The organism is Photobacterium sp. 270122K (assembly GCF_059941365.1).
The window spans coordinates 1-19,701 of sequence record NZ_JBPOEN010000010.1; the positions used below are offsets into that span (position 1 = coordinate 1).

Consider the following 19,701-nt stretch of genomic DNA (forward strand, 5'->3'; position numbering starts at 1 on the left):
GTATTCAAGTTGAGGTATCGGTTGTAGGCACCAGTGTTGAAGTGACCGCACAGGTCGTTGATGCGGCTGGTAACCCCTCCCCAGAAGTGAGTGATAACGCCTTGGTTGATACCGAAGCGGCGCCAGCTCCAACGGTAGAGTTATTAGGCGATAATGGCGACGGCATCTACAACAGCGATGAACTGGGCGCTGATGGTACGGTAACGGCGGAAGTAACATTGGCTGCAGGTACCGAAGTTGGTGACCGCGTTATCATCAAAGACACTGACGGTTCAATCTTGGTTGACCGTGCAGTGACGGCAGAAGATTTAGCTAACGGCATCCAAGTTGAAGTGTCTGTTGGGACGGCCAACAACGTAGAAGTGACTGCACAGGTCGTGGATGCCGCAGGTAACCCATCACCAGAGGTGAGCGACAATGCGCTTGTGGATACCGAAGCGGCGCCAGCCCCAACGGTAGAGCTACTGGGTGATAACGGTGATGGCGTCTACAACAGCGACGAGCTGGGCGCAGATGGCACCGTCACCGCACAAGTGACACTGGCTGCAGGCACCGAAGTCGGTGATCGCGTGATCATTAAAGACACCGACGGTTCAATCCTCGTTGATCGTGTTATTACTCAAGATGATTTGAACAACGGTATTCAAGTTGAGGTATCGGTTGTAGGCACTAATGTTGAAGTGACCGCACAGGTCGTGGATGCGGCTGGTAACCCATCCCCAGAAGTGAGTGATAACGCCTTGGTTGATACCGAAGCGGCGCCAGCTCCAACGGTAGAGTTACTAGGTGATAATGGCGACGGCGTATACAACAACGACGAACTGGGCGCAGACGGCACGGTAACGGCGGAAGTGACATTAGCTGCAGGTACCGAAGTTGGCGACCGTATCATTATCAAAGACACCGATGGCACAATCCTGGTTGACCGTGTTATTACTCAAGATGATTTGAACAACGGTATTCAAGTTGAGGTATCGGTTGTAGGCGCCAATGTTGAAGTGACCGCACAGGTGGTGGATGCTGCCGGTAACCCATCCCCAGAGGTGAGCGACAATGCGGTGGTGGATACCGAAGCGGCACCAGCCCCAACGGTAGAGCTACTGGGTGATAACGGCGATGGCGTCTACAACAGTGATGAGCTGGGCGCTGATGGCACGGTAACGGCCGAAGTGACACTGGCAGCAGGCACTGAAGTTGGCGACCGTATCATCATCAAAGACACTGACGGTTCAATCCTCGTTGATCGTGAAATCACGCAAGCCGATCTGGATAACGGCATTCAGGTGGAAGTGTCTGTTGGAACGGCCAACAACGTTGAAGTGACCGCACAGGTCGTGGATGCGGCTGGTAACCCATCCCCAGAGGTGAGCGACAATGCGCTTGTGGATACCGAAGCGGCACCAGCCCCAACGGTAGAGTTGTTAGGTGATACTAACGGTGATGGCATTTATAACATCAATGAATTGTCGGCGGGTAATGAAGCGACGGTATCTGCACAGGTTACCCTGCAGCCGGGTACTGAAGTGGGCGATCGCATCATCATTAAAGATACTAATGGTACCGTGTTGGTTGATCGGGAAGTCACACAGAATGACCTGAACAATGGCATTCAAGTTGAAGTATCAGTAGGCACGGTAGCGGGTAAAGATGGCGTTTCAGTGAGTGCACAAGTCGTGGATGCTGCGGGTAATCCATCGTCTGTGGTAACGGACTCGGCGGAAGTCGATAAGACGCCACCTCCAGCCCCGACGATTACCTTCCAGGATGATGCAAACCTTGATGGTATGTTCAATATTGATGAGGTTGCTACGGGTCAGGCCGATACAGTAACAGCATTGGTGAGTTTGCAACCGGGTACAGAAGTCGGTGATCGTATTGTGATCACTGATTTTGACGGTACCGTGTTGGTTGACCGTGTTGTCGCGGCTGATGATTTGTTGAATGGCATCGAGGTTGAGGCAAGTATCGGTGATATTGACCCAAGTACTGGTATCACAACCGGCGTACAAATCAGTGCACAAGTAACCGATCAAGCAGGAAATACCTCTCAAACGACAACGGAAAATGCGGAAGCTGATCTGGCCATTTCTACACCGGTGGCAGACCTTGATACCTCGTATGATTCAGGTATCAGTAACACGGATAACTTAACGAAATATGATCAGCCAGTGATCAATCTTGATGGTATTGATGCTGATGTGCAGTCTATAACCGTGACGCTGACGCCTGTTGGCGGTGGCGATGCCATTACCGCTGAAGCGAATTGGGTCAATGGTCAGTGGGAACTGACAGGTGGCATCCAGCTCGTTAATGGTGAATGGCGTTATCAGCCAGATAGCCAGCTTGTGGATGGCAGCTATGAAATTACGATTGATGTTGCGGATAAAGCTGGAAATACGTCGACGTCGGATAAAAACAATCCATTAGTGGTGACGGTTGATACTGATTCATCGGCTCAGCATGTTTCATCTCGAGTCGATGAAAACTCACTGATTGCTGGGCAAGAATTGGGTAGTGTTTTAACAGGAGCTGAAACCGACATTACTAATGTTGGCTTCTACTATAACAATACATTGAATGCGATGAGTGAGGATGGTTACTTCGCGATTGATGCCAATGGCGTGATCAGCATTACTCAGGCGGGTATTGATGCGGGCCTGAATGATTATGAAACTTGGGTGGGAATGACTTCTAATGGTAGTTCACTAACTGATGGGTACGTAATCAAGACGACTGATGAGGCTGGTAACGTTGGTGTTGCTGAGTTTGAGTATATCGTCAATGACGTACCAGAACCGGTAGATGCGCAAGGTGAAGGCGGTGATGACAATCTTTATGTTGTTAATAACCAGATGACGTATGCCTACGGTTCAACCTTTGATGAAAATGGCAACCCCATTGCGGGAACCGTTAAAGCACCTGACAGTTACGACCCTGCAATGGGGGCGGTGATTGATGGTGCGGCCGGTAATGACCACATCATTGGTGGTAAAGGTGATGATGTCATCATCGGTGGCGTCAACGGTCAGCTCCATGGTGGCGGTGCCGGTGAAGCGGATGGTCGTCATTACGGTGATGTATTAACGGGTGGTGAAGGTCAGGATATTTTCCGTTGGTTGTCGGGTGATGATGTGGAATTGAACCATATTGTGAGCAGTGAAAATGACGGTGTCGCAGTGGATATCATCACGGACTTTACTGTGGGTAATGTCAACACGAATGATCAAGCAGATATTCTGGACTTGTCTGATTTACTGCAAGGTGAAACGGCTGACAACTTAGATCAATACCTGTCAGTGACGCAAGAAGGTAACAATATTGTGATTCACGTTGATACCGATGGTGCTGGCGGAAAAGATGTGACTCAGCAGATTGTCATGGAGAATATGGGCGGGGTGAATGCCAATACCTTCATTGATGACTTGCTGAATAATGGTCAACTAACCATAGACTAATAGTGAAAAAGTCACTGAGTCATGAGTGATTGATGTTATGAAGCCCACTGTTATTGCAGTGGGCTTTTTTATTATGCATCGGTTTCTGTTGGTGCTTTAACAGCTTCAAGTGTGTGATAGAGCGCCTGAAATTGCAGGCTGAGTTTGTGTTTAGGTAACAAATGAATCAAAGGTGTTTGGTGATAGTGTGATTCTTTCATTTTAATCGACAAAGGGAGGTAGGGCTTGAGTACCGGCAAACCAAGATCGTTAAGATCTTCAATGATCATGTTGGGAAATTTAGCGTGTGCATTGAACATATTCACAATTACACCTTCAACGTCCAACTTAGGATTATGGTCTTCTTTCAGTTCGGCAACGTTGTTTAACAGAGTGAGTAAGGCTTGTTGTGAAAAGCTGTCGCAATCAAAAGGGATCAGCAATTTGTTAGCCGCAATAAGTGCGGCTTTACTGAAAAAATTCAAATTGGGAGGGGTATCAATATAAATTCTGTCGTAGCTGTTCGCGAGTTCATCAAGCGCATCCCTGAGCTTGTAGATTTTATATCGACGCTCTAATTCAGACTCAATTTTTTCTAGTTTGGGGCTGGATGGAATGATATCGAGATGTTCGTAGCGTGTGGGCTGTGGGAACGCTTTGATGGGCGTCGACATTGAGAACCAACCAACGGTTTGATTGAGTAAATCGGCAATGGACTTTTTATTGTCGACGTTAACATCAAACCCTAAATAGTGACTGCTGTTGCCTTGTACATCTAAATCGATCAGTAATGTTTTGAACCCTTGGGCAGCACTCATTGCTGCAAGGTTAACGGTGATACTGGACTTGCCGACTCCGCCTTTCTGGTTAAACACAACACGACGCATATTATTCCCTTTTGTATTGATTCCATATTAATACGGTAGCGCACGCATTATGTGGCATCAACATGTCAGTGTCTGAATTGTTAATTGGCGATGACTTATAGGGATATTTAAGGCAGAAAAAGAGTAACACGTGCAGTGAAGTAAGAAGCGAAGGCAAAGGAGAAGGTAAAGAGAGGCATGACGGTTAACCGTGTAGTTAACTCGCCAGGCTTCTTAATAAGCGAAAAACAGTGAAATGAGGGACATAAAGGAACTATTGCAGCAGTTCGTGATCGGGTGGCAGCAGGCGTGAAATCCAGAGTACCAATTTATGTTTCATGTTCGGCCCCTCTTCTTGGTCAACGGCGAGTGGGGTAATTTGTTTGGCTTCCACTAACAGGCGGTAAATGCACTCGACTTTATCTTTGGGTGAGACCGATTTATCGAGGTCGCCGTATCCTTGTTTCTTGGCAAAAGCCATGCCTAACTCCAGTGCTTTCTTTAGCAACTTGGCTTCATTTTTGTGCTTTTTCATCATCGCTTCCTGCCATCCATAACGTATATTCTTTTATCATAAAGCGATATAACGTTTGAATATAGCTTAAGGTGTGAATTCTTTGTGGTCTGTCGATGAAGAGTGATCAGTGGGTACCGACACGGATATTGCAGCGTTTAAATGTGCGTTTCCAAAAGGCGACATGCGCCAGTGTTGCGTCACGAAACGCTCGATGTTGTTCGCCAGCAATATAATACTGGTAATAGCGCGACAACGACGGGGCATCAATGGTGCGAGGCGGGCGCAAGAGTGTCAGTAAAAACGGTTGGATTTGCCGATATTGTGAGTCGAGTTCGGCGAGATAAGGCTGCAAGGTGGTGACAAAGTGTTTATAGAACACGTTAGAGAGATAGCTCGCCTTTTGCTGGTTACGATTTTCACCGCACAAAATAGCACGCTCATGGTTGGTTAGCAGGGTTGTGATGGTGTTTAGCCATTGTGTGGCATGTTCAATGGAATAGGCCAACTGACCAAAGTAGTGATAAGGGTGGAGCTGTTCTTGGTGGAACAGTACGCGGTTCGCTTGTTTTTCGTTGATGTTATTGTGTGTGGCCATATGGTTGGCGAGGTGCTGCGCGTAGGAAAGAGCGGCGAGCGATTCATTGAAACCGTACAGTTGTTGCGGTGTAAAGGCTTGATAGTGCAAGGTGAACTGTTGACGCCATTCCTTGCCGGTTGTGAGCATATTCCACAGTGATATAGGGAGCTGTTGCTGTTTCTTCGTTTGGTAATCTAATAGCGTGGCGTAGAGTTCGGTATCGTCAGGCAAAATGGTTAAGCAGTGTTGCAATCCATTGAGAAACAACAACTCATAACGCAGTTGGCGGGTTTTATCCTGCACTTTTCCGAGAATGGAATTGCGCTCGGCAATCAGATTAAACAAGCCACATTGTCGTAATTCATACGCATCGAGTAAATTTATCCGTATGTCCTCTACGGATAATGTGAGGTCACGGGTATCGGGAAACGGAACGGTATCAATGTCCTCCGGTGATTGCGCAGACACGTCGAGTACATTGGCTAAGCGCGTTTGGTAGGTATCAAATTGTGCCTCTGTTGCGTGACGGTCACAGCCTATGAGTAATGTAATAAGCAGCGCGCACAGCATCCGTTGCCCGTAGGCGACAATGCGCAGGGTGACAGGATTGATGTCGAGGCGTTGAAAATAAGGTAATCGCATGCGCAAAATGGCTCTCATGGTGTGCTGACACAGCAATGATGGGAACATCAAAATTATACGCAGGAAATGAACAAGGCGACCAATTGGCCGCCTTGTGAGTGTGTGCTCTGTTGCACCGTGTGCGTTTGTTTTAGCGCAGTGACATAGCAATTTGTGTATCGTTGTCCTGACGCTGCACCCAATACAGGCGAGTAGCCAGCATGATAGCGGCTGCCGTCAGACCAATGATATTGCCGATCCAGAAACCGTGTGGACCCATTGGTGGCAAGAACCACCCGGTGATCCCCAAGATGTAACCGATCGGTAAGCCCAAAATCCAGTACGCGATAAAGGTACGGATGAAGATAGCGCGCATGTCTTTGTAGCCACGTAGTGCCCCGGCAGCGACAACTTGAATCGCATCGGTACATTGATAAATGGCGGCAAGGAACAATAGCTGGCCTGCAATCATGATCACTTCTGGGTTATCGGTGTACATCAAAGCAATCGGTTCGCGGAAAATAACAGTGGCTGTTGCGGTCATCATTGCGACGCACAAGGCCACTAATAGGCCGGATCGACTGGCAATTTTCGCTTCAAATAGCTCTTGTCGGCCCATAAGGTGACCCACACGAATACTCAATGCCGCACCAAGGCTCATCGGGATCATAAAGATCAGCGAAGAGAAGTTACTGGCGATTTGATGCGCCGCGACTGTGATAGAGCCCAGCGGGGAGATCAGTAAGGCAATAGCTGCAAATAGTGAGACTTCAAAGAAAATTGACGCAGCAACCGGTAAGCCCATTTTGAATAGACGTGTAAGAGCGCTGAGTTGCGGTTTATGCCACTGAGCAAACAGTCCTACACGGTTCAAACGCTTGTTAAACTTGATGTAGACCAGCATGGAGAAGAACATCAACCAATACACAATGGCAGTTGCGACACCACAACCGACACCGCCCATTTCTGGTGCGCCGAATTTACCGTAAACGAAAATCCAGTTCAGCGGAATGTTTGCGCCCAAACCAATGAAGCCGATCACCATGGCCGGAATGGTCATGGACAGGCCTTCAGAGAAACTCTTTAGGGTTTGGAAGAACAAAAACGCAGGCACCGCAAACACAACTGCGTGCAGATAGCCGATGGTTTTTTCCGCCAAGGCTTTTTCCACATCCATCATGTCAATTAATACGCCGGCATTGTAGAGTACGAACATGATTGGCAAGGAGATACACGCCGCGAGCAAAAAGCCGTGCTGCACTTCAAAGGGGATGCGGTCTTTTTTACCGGAACCATTTAACGTCGCCACAATCGGCACGATAGCAATCAGCAGGCCCACACCAAAGAGGATAGAAGGAAGCCAAATACTCGCCGCCACAGATACCGCGGCCATGTCAGTGGCACTTACGCCGCCGGCCATAACGGTATCAACAAACCCCATAGAGGTTTGGGCAACAGAAGCAATAAGCACCGGAATGGCGAGCTTAAGAAGATGACGTGTTTCACGCCTGTAATTTTGCACGGATGGCTCCCGAATTGAGGATAATAAACGCGTGAATTATAACGACAGTTTTCATTGATACAATTGTTGAATAACGAAAACCCATAAAGATTGTAACGTTTTTTTAGTGTTCGACTTAAGGCGCTGTTAAACAATGCTTTTTAGCGATGAATAAGGCGGGATGTATCACGGAGTTTCACCGTTGTGCGCGCAAATCGTGCCGTTTTACCGGTTGAAAACACAGTATGCTTAGGACAATCGTGGTTATGGTACTATTTGGCAACAGTATTAGCCGATAGAGGGAAGGGGAGAAATATGTTTACGGGCATTGTTCAGGGGATGGCACAGGTTGTCGCTATTGAGAAAAAAAAGGCCTTCCAAACCCACGTCGTTGCGCTTGAAGGTGCGATGTGTGAAGGGCTGCAAATTGGCGCTTCAGTCGCGCATAACGGTTGTTGTTTGACGGTCACACGTATCGACGGTAATCAGGTATCGTTCGATCTTATGCAAGAAACCTTGGCCGTGACAAACCTAGGCACCCTGCAAGTGGGCAGTAAAGTGAACATTGAGCGTGCGGCCAAGTTCGGTGATGAGATTGGCGGTCATGCGATGTCTGGCCATATCAATGCAACCACGGAAATTTGTGCCATTGAAAAGACGGAGAATAACTGCACGGTGTGGTTTACATTGCCACCTGACTATGCAAAGTACATTCTACGCAAAGGGTACATCGGTATCGATGGCTGTTCTTTAACGATTGGTCAGGTTGAAGCGCAACGGTTTTGCGTGCATTTGATCCCAGAAACGTTACAGCGCACGTTGTTTGGTGAGCGCCGTAATGGGGATTGGGTGAATATCGAAATTGATCCGCAAACACAAGCGATTGTCGATACGGTTGAACGTGTATTAGCGGCACGCGCTGAATAAACCATATTTGAAATACAAACAGAAAAAGGATTGGGTGAGTGAATCACGCAATCCTTTTTGTGATGTGCTCGATATACAGATTAAAAAATCTGCTCATCATCAGCATCAATAAATAAATTAATGGTTTTATGAAGTTCATCAACCTGCATATTAAGATGAATGGCATGACAACACGCAGGGCAATCATCGTAAAACTCCTGACTACCTTGGCTAGCATCTAGCGTAATGCGGATATTGTGTCCACAATGCGGGCATACCACAGCTTGCTCGGTATAATTGGTCATCATCAGCTCCTTAGGTACGAATGAAGTGCAAAGAGTCAGCCGCCACTATCGACTTAACTTATAGTCGTAATTTTAGCGTCCGCCATTCGTTTTCGCTTAAAATTAACTATAAACCTTGAGCCGGAGGAAAGTTTTCAAATAATGCGTGACGTAAATAAATGGAATGTGAGGAAGCATCTGGCTATTTTCATTTTCATGTGGATGATAATAAAAATTTAGCGGTCAATATGAGGACATTTTTGCTTATTTACGCATTGTAATATAAATAAAAAGGGTATAAATAAATGATGCAAAAAAAGCACGCTCTTTTTGCATCATAGTGATAGCGTTTAATTAACAGAGGCTATCAAGTAAATCGCTATTTACTTCGAGCAGCGAGTTAAGTTTTCTATCGGCAATGGCCCAGCGAGGATCATTGGCATAGAGGTGTTCAGGAATTGCGATACCTTTCATTTGTGCCGCTTTAGCGGCAAGCAAACCATTGACGGAATCTTCAAACGCCACGCACGCGTGGGGAGGCACGCCTAAGGCATCTGCGGCATTGATATACACTTCTGGGTGTGGTTTACCAAAGCGTAATGGTTCAGCAGAAAGTACGGCGGCGAATCGACCGGTTAAGTCGAGGGCGTCAAGTGTCGATTGGATTAGACGCATCGGGGATGACGAGGCCAGCGCAATTTTGAGCCCATGCGCTTCACACTGGTCAATCGCTTCAATCACCCCTGGTAACATCGGCTTATGCTCGCGGATGAGGGATTCAACACGGCTGACAATCATCTCTGTTACCGTGGCGATATCATGCTGTTCCCAAGGTTGCTGGCTGTACCAGAATGCCACGACATGGTCGATACGCAAGCCGATGGTTTGGTGGGTATCTTGTTGTGTGATGTTAACGCCGAGCGAAGAGAAAATATCAACCTGTGCGCGTTGCCAGAAGGGTTCAGAATCGACCAACAGGCCATCCATATCAAAAATAGCAGCTTGTAGCATGATGAGGTACTCGTAAGTCGCGACAACATAGGCATGATTCTCGCCATCGTTATGTTGCCGTAGCTATCATAAATAAACGTCACACATGCCATGTATGGCATGCGTGGTCGTTGTCCTTGATAGCGAAAAATACCATAACTGTACGTATTTCGTTAGGATGGCGACGGATTTAACCCCAGTTTTTCTATAATCTGCTCGGCTTGAGCGATATAGCTGCCACCAAACAGGTTGCAGTGGTTGAGTACATGATAAAGGTTGTAAAGATCTTTGCGTGTTTCATAGCCTTCATCCAGCGGCCAAACGGAGTGGTAGCCTTCATAAAAACTCGCTGGAAAACCACCAAATAATTCGGTAAGGGCAATATCACATTCACGATCGCCCCAATAGCTGGCAGGATCAAAAATAATCGGCCCCGTCACCGTGACGGCGGTATTGCCATGCCAGAGATCACCGTGCAGTAATGACGGTTTGGGTTGATGATTCATGAGTAGCTTAATCACGCTACTGGTGATTTCATCAATATTGCCAAACACCATGCCTTTCTCTTGGCAGAGTTGTAATTGCCATGCAATGCGCTGTTCCGCAAAAAAGCGGCACCAGCGGCGACGCCAGCGGTTGGGTTGAGGGGTCAGGCCAATGTAATTATCAAAATCAAAGCCGTATTCCGCTTGTTCTCCCCACGCATGTAAATGGGCAAGTTGTGCACCTAGCTGGTAGGCGGAGTCATCTGTTAATACTTTTGTGGGCAGGTAATTTAAAACCAGAAAAGATTTGTCTTTACTGGTTCCGACGTGGATATGGTAGGGGACTTGGATACAGTCGGTTTCATTAAGGATACGTAAACTTTCCGCTTCTGTTTCAAAAACCGTTAAAAGCTCTCGGTCATTGAGTTTAACGAAAAAACGCTCGTGACCATCACTGATGCAATAGCATTCATTAATGTCACCGCCCTCAAGGACGTCCTTCTCGTTAATTTTGAAGGGTTTATTCAACACGTTGGAGAGTTGGTGAGAAATCGCTTGCCACATATATCCTCCACGAAACCACAATAAGTAGATGACTCTTGAACATAGTAGTCTATTTACTGCATAAATAATTGTGCGCCTATCAAGGTTTTGCACTCGGACAGAAAATGAGTGACACACGCAGCCCTTTAGTTACCCAAGTTCTCTGAGCTAAAAGTGACATTATGCTTAGCCCAAACTGGGTAATAATGAGGGTGGTATGAGTGCATTAAAGCTGGCTTCTTTCAGCAGTTGATTGGCTTTTTCAATATCAGGGGCAAAATACCGATCTTTATCGTAAAAGCTGACGTGTGCTCGCAACATGGCTTTGGCCTGCTCTATACGTTCTGAACTGCGGTGCGGGTGGCGAAAGTCCAACCCTTGCGCTGCCGCTAATAATTCGACGGCTAAGATCCCGCGAGTATTTTCACTCATGTCTTTTAAGCGGCGGCCAGCAAAGGTCGCCATTGAAACATGGTCTTCTTGATTGGCCGAGGTGGGCAAACTGTCAACGGACGCAGGATGGGCGAGGGTTTTATTCTCACTGGCCAGTGCCGCAGCGGTCACTTGTGCAATCATAAAACCAGAATTCACGCCGCCATTATCCACCAAAAACGGCGGGAGTTTGCTCAGCCCGCTGTCGATCAATAATGCGATGCGACGTTCAGACAAACTGCCAATTTCAGCAATGGCTAAAGCCAGATTATCGGCAGCCATGGCCACGGGCTCTGCATGGAAGTTGCCGCCAGAAAGGATGTCGCCATCGTCAGCAAACACGAGCGGGTTATCGGAGACGGCATTGGCTTCGACGGTTAAGACCTCTGCGGCTTGACGGATCTGTTGCAGACACGCGCCCATGACTTGCGGCTGACAACGCAGTGAGTAGGGGTCTTGTACTTTATCACATTGTTGGTGGGATTGGCCGATGGCGCTGTCAGCCTCGAGCACATGACGATACGCCATGGCGGCGTCAATTTGACTGAGGTGGCCTCGCACATGATGAATACGCGGATCAAAGGGCTTGCGACTGCCTAATGCGGCTTCAACCGACATCGCCCCACACACGGTACCTGCTGCATAGAGATCTTCGGCGGCAAATAAACCTTCCAGTGCAAATGCCGTTGAGGCTTGCGTGCCGTTAAGCAGGGCAAGTCCTTCTTTGGGGGCGAGCGTGATAGGGGCGAGGCCGGCAATTTTTAATGCAGCAGCACCACTGATGATTTCGCCTTGATGGCGTGCCACCCCTTCCCCCAGTAAGACGGTGCTCATGTGGGCGAGTGGAGCAAGATCCCCCGATGCGCCGACGGATCCTTTTTGAGGAATGCAAGGATAGACTTTTGCGTTGATCAAGGTGATCAGTGCATCAACAACCCCGGGACGAATACCCGAATAGCCCCGCGCTAGACTGTTCACTTTTAACGCCATCATTAAACGCACCGTGTGATCGGCCATGTAAGCGCCGATCCCGGCAGCGTGTGACAAGACGATGCTGCGCTGTAAGGTTTCCAAATCGTCCACGGCAATACGGGTGTTAGCCAGTAAGCCGAAGCCGGTGTTAATACCATAAACGACCTTGTCATCAGCAATGATTTGAGCAACGGAGGCCGTGCTGGCTTGCATCGCGGGGTAGGCGCTCTTATCAAGTGACAATGTCACGTCTTGTCGGTGAATGTCCCGAAGTTGCGGTAATGTCAGTTTGCCGGGCAGTATCGTTATGTTATTCATCACGGCTCCTTTGGCTGGCATACAGCATAGGTAGATCCAGCGCATGTTCTTCGGCACATTGCACGGCAATGTCATAGCCCGCATCGGCATGGCGCATTACGCCTGTTGCGGGATCATTGTGCAGCACGCGGGCAATGCGTTCGGCGGCCTCATCGGTGCCATCGCAAACAATCACCATGCCTGAATGTTGAGAAAAGCCCATGCCCACGCCACCTCCGTGGTGCAGTGATACCCACGTGGCACCGGAAGCGGTGTTGAGCAGGGCATTGAGCAAAGGCCAATCTGACACCGCGTCAGAACCATCTAACATGCCTTCGGTTTCTCGATTGGGGCTGGCAACAGAGCCAGAATCCAGATGATCCCGCCCGATCACTATCGGGGCGCTCAGTTCGCCGCTTCTGACCATCTCATTGAATGCCAAGCCTAATCGGGCACGATCTTTCAAGCCGACCCAGCAAATACGGGCAGGTAAGCCCTGAAATTGAATGCGTTCTTGTGCCATGTCGAGCCAGCGGTGCAAGTGAGGATTGTCAGGGATCAATGCTTTGACTTTTTGATCTGTCTTGTAAATGTCTTCGGGATCCCCCGACAGTGCCGCCCAGCGGAAGGGGCCGATCCCTTCGCAGAATAAAGGTCGAATATAAGCGGGTACAAATCCGGGGAAATTAAAGGCGTTCGCCACACCAGCCTCCATTGCCATTTGGCGAATGTTGTTGCCGTAATCCACAGTAGCAGAGCCCGCTTGCTGTAATGCAAGCATGGCCCTCACCTGAACAGCCATAGAGGCTTTGGCGGCGTTGACAACGGCGGCTTCGTCACGCTGACGTATTTCAGCGGCATGCGCCAAGGTCCAACCTTGTGGCAGGTAGCCGTTGAGCGGGTCATGGGCGGAGGTTTGGTCTGTGGTGCAATCTGGAATGACACCACGTTTGACGATGTCAGGGAAAATGTCGGCCGTATTGCCGACTAAACCGACGGAGATCGGCTGTCCGGTTTGCTTGGCGCTTTCAATCAATGCCAGCGCCTCGTCGAGATTGGTGGCTTTGCAGTCGAGATAGCCAGTGCGTAAGCGATAGTCGATCCGGCTTTCATCACATTCAACAGCAATCATGGAAAAACCGGCCATCGTGGCTGCTAAGGGCTGTGCGCCTCCCATGCCGCCAAGGCCACCGGTGAGGATCCAACGGCCACGGCTGTCACCATTGAAATGTTGCTTGGCCATCGCAACAAAGGTTTCATAGGTGCCTTGCACAATCCCCTGTGAGCCGATGTAAATCCAGCTACCAGCGGTCATTTGCCCGTACATCATCAGGCCTTGCTTATCGAGTGCGTTGAAGTGTTCCCAATTTGCCCAATGCGGTACAAGGTTGGAATTGGCAATGAGTACCCGAGGGGCATGGCTGTGGGTTTTGAATACCCCCACGGGTTTGCCCGATTGCACCAGAAGGGTTTCATCTGCTTCCAGTCGCTTCAGCACCTCAACCATTTTGTCAAAACTGGCCCAGTCTCGTGCTGCCCGACCTATTCCCCCGTACACCACGAGCGCATGCGGGTGCTCAGCCACGTCAGGATGCAGATTATTCATCAGCATTCTGAGTGGCGCTTCAGTGAGCCACGATTTGGCGTTGAGGGTGGTGCCTGTTGGCGCAATCACCGTGCGAGTCTTATCCAAACGGGGATCGTGGGAAGCAGAATGTTTCATGACGAACTCCTTGTTATCGGGGTGACCGGCTTTCTTATCTGATGTTGCGCGAGACTAACCACGCTAACCGGGCTGCAAGCCGTGCAGTTTGGTTATCAATATCAAACCGCGGGTTGTACTCTGCTATGTCAAACACCAGTAACTTGCGCTCACCGGAAGGCGTTTGGGCTGACAGAATCGGTACGAGTAATGTCTCTACAATGTCCAGTGCGACACCGCGGACAGCAGGGGCGCTCACTCCGGGGGCAACGGCGGCGGAAAACACATCGATATCAATGGTCAGGTAAAGGTAATCACACTGAGCGATAAAGGTGTGGAGGGATTCTGTGACCGCAGGCAGTTGCGCGTAAGTGAGTTGATCGTCATCACGGTAAAACACGCCTAAAGCATCCGCTTTTTGGTATAAGGCTTGGGTGTTCGCTGAACGGTTCAGCCCTAGGCAGGCGTAATGAAACGGCCAATTTTGTCGCTCACAAAATTGGTGAATTTGATGGAAGGGCGTTCCGGAGCTGCCGCGTTCCGATTGTTGTCCTGCAGGGGGATTACGCAGGTCAAAATGCGCATCAAAGTTGATGATCCCTATATGAGGGGGAGATGCTAGCGTGGGCGAGTTTGCGCCTTTGTCTGTGAGATCGGTGGCGTGTTGTTTTTGTAGCAAGTAGTGCCCAATCCCTTGGAAACTGCCCCAAGCGACCTCATGGCCGCCCCCCAAGACAATGACTTTGTGTTTCTGACGCAGTGCATGGCACACATCGTCACCTAAACGAGATTGTGCGAGTTCAAGATTCCCATCATTACAGACGATATCGCCGCCATCATAGATGGGGTCGGTATGGTGCCAAGCGAGATTGGCCAAGGCTTTGCGGATAGCGGGTGGGGCATCATACGCACCGGTGCGGCCTTTATTACGCGCTACGCCTTCATCACAGGCAAACCCAATCAGCATGATGCCTTCTTCATTCGCCAGGTCGGCCGATTGGATATGTTGGTGCCAACGGCGACCTAGCGGACCATCCTCCGGATCGGTACGACCTTGCCAGATTGGCATGTCAGGGGCTTTTATCTCAATGGTCATGGCTGTCTCCTTGGATATTTACCCCGGGCCGCGTGGCTAAATATGCGTTGTTATGGGAAAACAGGTGTCCCTTTACCATGCGATAAAGAAGATCAGGCACGCCCAGTCGATAGCTCAACTCGGCAGGATGAGAGAGATCCCAGATGGCTAAATCTGCTGACATGCCGACGTCGATTTGCCCCCGGAGGTGCCCCATGCCAAGCGCTTGTGCGGCGTGTTGCGTCACGCCGCGTAAACTCTCTTCTGGCGTCAGACCAAATAAGGTGCAGCCCATATTCATCACGGTACGCAGTGACGCGATAGGGGAGGTACCGGGGTTATAATCGCTGGCCAGCGCCATGGGGACCTGATACTGGCGTAGCAGTGCGACAGGCGGGCGCTGGGTTTCTCGTAAAAAATAGAAAGCCCCCGGCAATAGCGTGGCGACGGTGCCCTTTGCGGCTAATGTCGCCACACCAGCTTCATCCAGATATTCAATGTGATCAACCGAGAGGGCGCCCATGTTTGCTGCCAAGGTACTGCCGCCTAAATCTGATAACTGCTCGGTGTGGCCTTTTATTGCCAGTCCATGCTGGTGGGCGGCTGTAAAAACACGTTGGCATTGCGCACGCGAAAAACCGATCCCTTCACAGAAGACATCTACCGCATCAGCCAGTTTCTCTTGTGTAACAAGTGGAATGATATCGTCACAAATGTGCTGAATATAGCCATCAGAATTGTCTTTAAATTCAGCTGGAAGGGCATGGGCCGCCAGTAAGGTAGTCGTTACATTAATATCGGCTTGCTCACCAAGGCGGCGTGCCACCCTGAGCATTTTGAGTTCGTCTTTCAGTGTCAGCCCATAGCCGGATTTGATTTCGACCGTGGTAACCCCGTCTTGTTTGAGTCCTGCTAATCGTTGATTGGCAAGTTGATACAGGGATTCTTCAGAGGCGGCACGGGTGGCATAAACGGTTGAAAGAATGCCCCCGCCTTGTTGGGCTATTTCTTCATAAGACGCCCCGTTTAAACGCATCTCAAACTCTTCGGCGCGGTTACCGGCGTGGATTAAATGGGTATGGCAATCAATGAGGCCGGGTGTCACCAGGGCACCTTGACCGTCGATGATTTCAGGGTGGCCATGGCAAGCCGGAAGAGGGGCGTTGTCAGCGAAGACGATTTTACCTTCCGCAATCCCTATGTGGGCGTGCGGTATGATCTGATACCCGTATTCAGGTGTCAGAGTTACCATGTTCACGTTCGTTAACACTGTATCCATGTGCGCGCTACCGTTGAATATGTCTATATCAATACATAAGCAATCTGGAAGAGAAACTCAAGCATCAGGGTGAATGAAGTGTGACCGACTTTGTCAGTAATCGTTGACGTGTGTATAAAGCGAGCAGGAGAGGGGCATCTTCAGGCGCTTTTGTGGAGCATTTGCAAAAACTAACACGTATAATCAGTTCTACATACGCCAATGGCGAGCCTGTTTCAGGAACAGAATAATGAAAGAAACACAACCCCTTCAAGAACAACAAGCAGATGCATCTGCAGAAAAGGCGAAAAAAATCGCTGAGCAACAAAACAACCCACTTCACGGTCTTAGTCTAGACAAGCTACTGACGGAGTTGGTTGAGTTTTATGGCTGGGAGATTTTAGCCGCGTCAATGCGTTTCCACTGCTTCCAGAAAAACCCGTCAGTACCAGCATGCGTGAAATACTTCCGCAAAACAGAATGGGCGCGTGAAAAGCTGGAAGGTTTCTACCTATCGCGCTTTAAGCGTATGCCTCGTGCCAGTGATGAAGAATATGTGCTGCCGCCACGTAAGCGTACTTTTGCCCCTGGCATTGTGCCACGCTCACCAATGGTATTGACGCTTGAATCGATTGAGCTGTCACAAGCGAAGGCCGCGTCATCATATAAAGAGCGCGCATCGCGTTCACGACGTCGTTAATTCAACGCATTGCAAGCTGTCTGATTGCCTCATCGTATCGCGGTACAGATACACGATGCGATGAGCAGGCGTTCCCTTTACTCTAAAAAATGTGAAATTACTGTGAGCCAAATTCCCACCCAAATGACATTCTTCGCCCGCTTTGAAAGCGATATTCTTGCGAAGAAGAAAACCATCACCATTCGAGATGAATCTGAGCGCCACTACCAAGTCGGATCCATTGTTGACGTGTCTACCCTCGAAGAAGGGCGTTGGTTTTGTAAGTTGCACATTGATGCGGTAACGCCTGTGCAATTTTCAGCGTTAACGGAATTTCATGCCGAACAAGAGAATATGACGCTACCTGAATTGAAATCGGTAATTAACGAGATTTATCCGAATGTCGATTCCCTGTATGTAGTGACATATCACGTAGTTGAAGAATGATTCTCGCTGAGAGGCTTTGCAATTAGGTATAGCCCTCTGTATTATTCTTCCCACTTCGTTTCGCTATATCGCTCAGTATTGCGGGGTTGGTGGAACGAAAGTGCTATTAATTATCCTAAAAGCTTTCAAAGGCTTTACAACCAACATGTGCTACTTGGTGTGTGGCACCACTGTAAGGAATATTCAATGCCTGTAATTACTCTTCCTGACGGCAGCCAGCGTCAATTCGACCACGCTGTATCTACAATGGACATCGCACTTTCAATCGGCCCAGGTCTTGCAAAAGCGTGTATCGCTGGTCGCGTTGACGGTGTTCGCGTTGATGCTTGTGATCTGATTGAAAATGACGCAAGTCTGGAAATTATCACTGCAAAAGATGAAGACGGTCTAGAAATTATCCGTCACTCATGTGCGCACCTACTTGGTCACGCCATCAAGCAGTTGTACCCAGACGTGAAAATGGCAATCGGTCCAACGATTGACAATGGTTTCTACTACGATATCGATCTAGAACAATCTCTGACTCAAGAAGATCTTGAAGTCATTGAAAAACGCATGATCGAACTAGCGAAAACCAAGTATAACGTCGTTAAGAAAAATGTGAGCTGGCAGGAAGCACGTGATACGTTCGAATCACGTGGTGAAACCTACAAAATGGAAATCCTAGACGAGAACGTATCACGCGATGATCGTCCAGGCCTATACCATCACGAAGAATACATCGACATGTGTCGTGGTCCACACGTGCCGAACATGGGCTTCTGTCAGCACTTTAAACTGCTGAACGTAGCGGGTGCATACTGGCGTGGTAACAGCGACAACAAAATGTTGCAGCGTATCTACGGTACGGCATTCCAAGACAAGAAACTGCTGAAAGCGCACCTAACGCGTCTTGAAGAAGCGGCGAAGCGTGACCACCGTAAACTGGGCAAGCAACTTGATCTGTACCACATGCAGCAAGAAGCACCGGGTATGGTATTCTGGCACCACAATGGCTGGACAGTATTCCGTGAACTAGAAGTATTCATTCGCGACAAGCTGAACGAATACGGCTACCAAGAAGTAAAAGGTCCACTAATGATGGACCGCGTTCTATGGGAGCGTTCTGGTCACTGGGACAAATACGCTGAAAACATGTTCACCACCTCATCAGAGAACCGTGAGTATGCTATCAAGCCAATGAACTGCCCAGGTCACGTACAGATTTTCAACCAAGGTCTGAAATCTTACCGTGATTTGCCGCTGCGTATGGCGGAGTTCGGCTGCTGTCACCGTAACGAACCATCAGGCGCACTACACGGCCTAATGCGTGTACGTGGCTTTACACAGGATGATGCACACATCTTCTGTACCGAAAGCCAAGTACAACAAGAAGTAACATCTTGCATCAAGATGGTTTATGATACGTATCAGACATTTGGTTTTGACAACATCGTTGTTAAACTGTCTACGCGCCCAGAAAAGCGTGTAGGTTCAGACGAAATGTGGGATAAAGCGGAATCTGATCTTAAGCTTGCACTAGAATCAATGGGGATCCCTTACGACCTTCAAGAAGGCGAAGGTGCATTCTACGGACCGAAAATTGAATTTACTTTGCATGATTGTTTAGATCGTGCTTGGCAGTGCGGCACAGTTCAGTTAGACTTCGCACTTCCTGAGCGTTTGGGTGCCACCTATGTAGGTGAAGATAACGAGCGTCACACGCCAGTTATGATTCACCGTGCAATTCTTGGTTCTCTAGAGCGCTTCATCGGTATCCTTATCGAAGAATATGCTGGCTTCTTCCCAACTTGGTTGGCACCTCAGCAAGCTGTAGTGATGAATATCACTGACAGTCAGGCTGAATATGCTCAACAAGTGGTCGAACGACTACAAAAAAGTGGAATTCGAGTCAATGCGGACTTGAGAAATGAGAAGATTGGCTTTAAAATTCGCGAACATACTTTGAAGCGAGTACCTTACATGCTGGTTTGCGGTGACAAAGAAGTCGAAGCAGGCGAAATCGCAGTTCGTACTCGCAAGGGTAAAGATTTGGGTAAATTTAAGATTGATGAACTTGTTGCATTCTTGCAGCAAGATATTAGCAGTCGCAAGCTCAATGTTGTGGAGGAATAA

At 48.8% G+C, this 19,701-nt stretch carries 16 protein-coding genes; 5 read left to right on the top strand and 11 right to left on the bottom strand.

The window, feature by feature from the left end; translation table 11 throughout:
* Positions 1 to 3,455: Ig-like domain-containing protein (locus ACSF8W_RS17400; RefSeq protein ID WP_500848440.1), on the top strand; the 3,455-nt coding region annotated here is incomplete at its 5' end.
* 71 nt (positions 3,456 to 3,526) lie between these two features.
* Here ACSF8W_RS17400 and ACSF8W_RS17405 read toward each other — a convergent pair.
* The 4 genes from ACSF8W_RS17405 to ACSF8W_RS17420 form a co-directional block, all read right to left on the bottom strand.
* Positions 3,527 to 4,321: a ParA family protein gene (locus tag ACSF8W_RS17405; protein WP_500848441.1), complete on the bottom strand. Its 795-nt coding sequence runs from the start codon at positions 4,319 to 4,321 to the stop codon at positions 3,527 to 3,529.
* 253 nt (positions 4,322 to 4,574) lie between these two features.
* Positions 4,575 to 4,835: a DUF5062 family protein gene (locus tag ACSF8W_RS17410; RefSeq protein WP_500848442.1), complete on the bottom strand. Its 261-nt coding sequence runs from the start codon at positions 4,833 to 4,835 to the stop codon at positions 4,575 to 4,577.
* Positions 4,836 to 4,941: 106 nt separating this feature from the next.
* A complete protein-coding gene (locus tag ACSF8W_RS17415; RefSeq protein WP_500848443.1) occupies positions 4,942 to 6,036 on the bottom strand; it encodes a DUF3080 domain-containing protein in 1,095 nt (364 codons plus the stop codon).
* Between the two features lie 130 nt (positions 6,037 to 6,166).
* Positions 6,167 to 7,537, bottom strand: a complete 1,371-nt coding sequence (locus tag ACSF8W_RS17420) for an MATE family efflux transporter (protein WP_500848444.1) — start codon at positions 7,535 to 7,537, stop codon at positions 6,167 to 6,169.
* Between the two features lie 294 nt (positions 7,538 to 7,831).
* On the opposite strand from ACSF8W_RS17420, the gene ACSF8W_RS17425 reads away from it, so the two are divergent.
* Complete coding sequence (locus ACSF8W_RS17425; protein ID WP_500848445.1) at positions 7,832 to 8,443, top strand: riboflavin synthase subunit alpha; 612 nt, start codon at positions 7,832 to 7,834, stop codon at positions 8,441 to 8,443.
* An 80-nt stretch (positions 8,444 to 8,523) separates the two neighbouring features.
* Here ACSF8W_RS17425 and ACSF8W_RS17430 read toward each other — a convergent pair whose 3' ends face one another.
* The 7 genes from ACSF8W_RS17430 to hutI form a co-directional block, all read right to left on the bottom strand.
* Positions 8,524 to 8,727 (bottom strand): CPXCG motif-containing cysteine-rich protein, encoded by a 204-nt coding sequence (locus tag ACSF8W_RS17430; protein ID WP_500848607.1) that lies wholly within the window; start codon positions 8,725 to 8,727, stop codon positions 8,524 to 8,526.
* 333 nt (positions 8,728 to 9,060) lie between these two features.
* Positions 9,061 to 9,717, bottom strand: coding sequence for a hexitol phosphatase HxpB (hxpB, locus tag ACSF8W_RS17435; protein ID WP_500848446.1), 657 nt, complete (start codon positions 9,715 to 9,717; stop codon positions 9,061 to 9,063).
* A 152-nt stretch (positions 9,718 to 9,869) separates the two neighbouring features.
* On the bottom strand, positions 9,870 to 10,745 hold the full coding sequence (locus ACSF8W_RS17440; protein ID WP_500848447.1) for a fructosamine kinase family protein: 876 nt from the start codon (positions 10,743 to 10,745) through the stop codon (positions 9,870 to 9,872).
* A gap of 165 nt (positions 10,746 to 10,910) precedes the next feature.
* Positions 10,911 to 12,446: a histidine ammonia-lyase gene (gene hutH, locus ACSF8W_RS17445; protein WP_500848448.1), complete on the bottom strand. Its 1,536-nt coding sequence runs from the start codon at positions 12,444 to 12,446 to the stop codon at positions 10,911 to 10,913.
* Positions 12,439 to 14,148 (bottom strand): urocanate hydratase, encoded by a 1,710-nt coding sequence (hutU, locus tag ACSF8W_RS17450; RefSeq protein ID WP_500848449.1) that lies wholly within the window; start codon positions 14,146 to 14,148, stop codon positions 12,439 to 12,441. Before hutU ends, hutH begins: the two co-directional genes overlap by 8 nt.
* A gap of 34 nt (positions 14,149 to 14,182) precedes the next feature.
* Positions 14,183 to 15,223 carry a formimidoylglutamase gene (gene hutG / locus ACSF8W_RS17455; protein ID WP_500848450.1) on the bottom strand — a complete coding sequence of 347 codons (1,041 nt, stop codon included), beginning with the start codon at positions 15,221 to 15,223 and terminating at the stop codon, positions 14,183 to 14,185.
* Entirely contained in the window at positions 15,213 to 16,481 is a 1,269-nt protein-coding gene (hutI, locus tag ACSF8W_RS17460) for an imidazolonepropionase (protein WP_500848451.1), read from the bottom strand. The genes hutG and hutI overlap by 11 nt, the downstream gene beginning before the upstream one ends.
* A 229-nt stretch (positions 16,482 to 16,710) precedes the next feature.
* Here hutI and ACSF8W_RS17465 point away from each other — a divergent pair, with 229 nt between their 5' ends.
* The 3 genes from ACSF8W_RS17465 (at position 16,711) to thrS (ending at position 19,701) form a co-directional block, all read left to right on the top strand.
* The gene (locus tag ACSF8W_RS17465; RefSeq protein ID WP_500848452.1) at positions 16,711 to 17,160 is read left to right on the top strand and encodes a VF530 family protein; all 450 of its coding nucleotides are present in this window, start codon (positions 16,711 to 16,713) and stop codon (positions 17,158 to 17,160) included.
* 60 nt (positions 17,161 to 17,220) lie between these two features.
* Positions 17,221 to 17,586, top strand: coding sequence for a N(4)-acetylcytidine aminohydrolase (gene yqfB / locus ACSF8W_RS17470; RefSeq protein ID WP_500848453.1), 366 nt, complete (start codon positions 17,221 to 17,223; stop codon positions 17,584 to 17,586).
* A 186-nt stretch (positions 17,587 to 17,772) separates the two neighbouring features.
* Complete coding sequence (gene thrS / locus ACSF8W_RS17475; RefSeq protein WP_500848454.1) at positions 17,773 to 19,701, top strand: threonine--tRNA ligase; 1,929 nt, start codon at positions 17,773 to 17,775, stop codon at positions 19,699 to 19,701.

What these genes read in the sequence shown, in the direction of transcription:
- ACSF8W_RS17405 (WP_500848441.1), bottom strand. Translation starts at nt 4,321, where the DNA reads ATGCGTCGTGTTGTGTTTAACCAGAAAGGCGGAGTCGGCAAGTCCAGT.
- ACSF8W_RS17410 (WP_500848442.1), bottom strand. Translation starts at nt 4,835, where the DNA reads ATGAAAAAGCACAAAAATGAAGCCAAGTTGCTAAAGAAAGCACTGGAG.
- ACSF8W_RS17415 (WP_500848443.1), bottom strand. Translation starts at nt 6,036, where the DNA reads ATGCGATTACCTTATTTTCAACGCCTCGACATCAATCCTGTCACCCTG.
- ACSF8W_RS17425 (WP_500848445.1), top strand. Translation starts at nt 7,832, where the DNA reads ATGTTTACGGGCATTGTTCAGGGGATGGCACAGGTTGTCGCTATTGAG.
- ACSF8W_RS17430 (WP_500848607.1), bottom strand. Translation starts at nt 8,727, where the DNA reads ATGACCAATTATACCGAGCAAGCTGTGGTATGCCCGCATTGTGGACAC.
- hxpB (WP_500848446.1), bottom strand. Translation starts at nt 9,717, where the DNA reads ATGCTACAAGCTGCTATTTTTGATATGGATGGCCTGTTGGTCGATTCT.
- ACSF8W_RS17440 (WP_500848447.1), bottom strand. Translation starts at nt 10,745, where the DNA reads ATGTGGCAAGCGATTTCTCACCAACTCTCCAACGTGTTGAATAAACCC.
- hutH (WP_500848448.1), bottom strand. Translation starts at nt 12,446, where the DNA reads ATGAATAACATAACGATACTGCCCGGCAAACTGACATTACCGCAACTT.
- hutU (WP_500848449.1), bottom strand. Translation starts at nt 14,148, where the DNA reads ATGAAACATTCTGCTTCCCACGATCCCCGTTTGGATAAGACTCGCACG.
- hutG (WP_500848450.1), bottom strand. Translation starts at nt 15,223, where the DNA reads ATGACCATTGAGATAAAAGCCCCTGACATGCCAATCTGGCAAGGTCGT.
- hutI (WP_500848451.1), bottom strand. Translation starts at nt 16,481, where the DNA reads ATGGATACAGTGTTAACGAACGTGAACATGGTAACTCTGACACCTGAA.
- ACSF8W_RS17465 (WP_500848452.1), top strand. Translation starts at nt 16,711, where the DNA reads ATGAAAGAAACACAACCCCTTCAAGAACAACAAGCAGATGCATCTGCA.
- yqfB (WP_500848453.1), top strand. Translation starts at nt 17,221, where the DNA reads ATGAGCAGGCGTTCCCTTTACTCTAAAAAATGTGAAATTACTGTGAGC.
- thrS (WP_500848454.1), top strand. Translation starts at nt 17,773, where the DNA reads ATGCCTGTAATTACTCTTCCTGACGGCAGCCAGCGTCAATTCGACCAC.